This is a genomic window from Nodularia sp. LEGE 04288 (genome assembly GCF_963896525.1).
GTDB lineage: Bacteria > Cyanobacteriota > Cyanobacteriia > Cyanobacteriales > Nostocaceae > Nodularia.
In genome coordinates, this window is record NZ_CAWQOY010000073.1 from 1 (window position 1) to 2239 (window position 2239).

At 43.1% G+C, this 2239-nt stretch carries 2 protein-coding genes; one reads left to right on the top strand and one right to left on the bottom strand.

Annotation, left to right across the window (positions count from 1 at the left end; all coding sequences use genetic code 11):
* Positions 1-4 precede the first annotated feature (4 nt).
* Positions 5-781: an ABC transporter permease gene (locus AACX33_RS05310; RefSeq protein ID WP_194000562.1), complete on the bottom strand. Its 777-nt coding sequence runs from the start codon at positions 779-781 to the stop codon at positions 5-7.
* Between the two features lie 283 nt (positions 782-1064).
* Between AACX33_RS05310 and AACX33_RS05315 the strand changes: the two genes are divergently transcribed.
* Positions 1065-2213: a DegT/DnrJ/EryC1/StrS family aminotransferase gene (locus AACX33_RS05315; RefSeq protein ID WP_194000560.1), complete on the top strand. Its 1149-nt coding sequence runs from the start codon at positions 1065-1067 to the stop codon at positions 2211-2213.
* Positions 2214-2239 lie beyond the last annotated feature (26 nt).

Consider the following 2239-nt stretch of genomic DNA (forward strand, 5'->3'; position numbering starts at 1 on the left):
CGCCTCACCTGACTAACTGGGCGGCGGAATTAAAGAACTGACGGTACAATCCTCTGGTGACTAATATAGTTGTCAGCAAATTAGCGATCGCAACCATGAAAATAATTAAAATTTCGTAGGAAATAGCATCAAGGGGTCTAATCCCGGCGATTAACTGACCTGTGGTAATTCCGGGGATAGCTACCATACCCACAAGCATCATTTGATTGAGAGTGGGGAGAAATGCGGCTCTAATGGCTTCTTTGCGGTACTGGGTGACTGCTTGCTGGGGAGTTGCACCTAAGCTTAAGTGTGTTTCTATTTCCACAGACTGGGCATTCATGGTACTGACAAGACGTTCACCGGCGATCGCAGCTGCATTCATGGCATTACCCAATACTATTCCTGCTAGAGGAATTACATAACGTGGTTCATACCACCTGTCTGGTTGAATAATTAAGAAATTGGCATAAAGAACTGTCACAGCAGTACTAATTAAAATTGCTCCCCATACCAAGGGTAAAACTTGGGGAATTTTGGGACTGATACGATTTCGGGCAACAATTGCTGCAACTGTCAAGATTACTGCTAAAATCGCCAAAACTCCCCAAACATTGTCTAAAGCAAAAATGAAGTCTAAAACGTATCCTAATACGAGTAGTTGTAAGATGGTTCTGCCTGTGGCGATCGCTAAGTTTAATTCTAGTCCTAACTTTTCCCAAGCTGATAAACCAATAGCGATCGCCATCAATCCCACAGCAATAGCTAAATCAACGAAATCCAACTTGATTAAATCCTGCATGATTTTTCCATATCCTGCTCACAAAAAAATATTTTCATATTTTTGACCACTCCCCACTCCCTACTCCCTTGGAACTTTAATTCCCAGTCTGGGATCTTGGTTGATATGCATCACATTTTCTACCAACCAATGGTATCCTTAACCATAAAATAATTACAGTAAAAACCCAAATTTGATGCGTATCCGGGGCGACAGTCTTTGCAAAGCTTTTTGATAAAAATTCCATCAGCAAAAATTGGCAGTCGCAGTGCATCCTTTGTATCTTCAGATAAAATGAAAACTCATGATCCAAAGTGTAAATTCTATTCCTGCCTTTGATATTAAGCAACAATACGCCACCATTGCCGCAGAAGTGAGTGCAGCCGTTTTAGAAGTTTTGGCTTCTGGGCGTTATATTGGCGGTCCTTTAGTTGAAAGCTTTGAGCAACAGTTTGCCGCCTATCATCATGTAAGTAATTGTATAGGTTGCAACTCTGGAACTGATGCACTTTACTTAGCTTTACGCGCTTTGGAAATTGGTCCAGGTGATGAAGTTATTACCACACCTTTTACCTTTGTAGCCACAGCCGAAGTCATTAGTGCTGTGGGTGCAAAACCAATTTTTGTTGATATTGACACTAATACTTTTAATCTTGATTTGCAGCAAGTAGCCGCAGCCATTACACCTAAAACCAAAGCTATTATCCCGGTTCACTTATTTGGACAACCTGTGGATATGACAGCATTGATGGCGATCGCTAACTCCAAAAATTTAGCAGTTATTGAAGATTGCGCTCAATCCACAGGTGCAACTTGGAACCATCAAAAAGTCGGCAGCATCGGACATATTGGTTGCTTTAGTTTCTACCCTACCAAGAATTTGGGTGGTTGCGGTGATGGTGGAGCTATTACCACTAATGATCCGGAATTGGCGGCGAAACTGCGGGTACTCAAAGAACATGGGCAGAAAAATCGTTATTACTACGAAGAAATTGGGGTAAATAGTCGCTTGGATAGTTTGCAAGCCGCTATTCTCCAAATTAAACTGCGTTATCTCGATACTTGGAACAATCAACGACAGGCGATCGCAGCTTATTACCAACAATTTCTGAGTCAAATTCCCGGTATTGTTACACCACAAGAATTAGCCGGGGGCGCTGGTGTCTGGAATCAATACACTATTCGCATCTCCAGCGCCGGACGAAATGGTGCTAGCACCACCTACCGAGACTCAGTGCGTCATCAACTGCAAGAAAGGGGAGTAAGTTCAATGGTTTACTATCCCCACCCTTTACATTTGCAGCCTGTTTATCAAACCCTGGGTTATCAGCCAGGACAGTTACCAGTAGCCGAGTTAGCAGCTCACGAGGTTCTATCTTTGCCGATGTTCCCCGAATTGACACAGGAACAGCAAGATCAGGTGATTTATGCTCTAAAAGATAGCTTGGGGTAGGGAGTGGGGAGTGGGGAGTGGGGAGT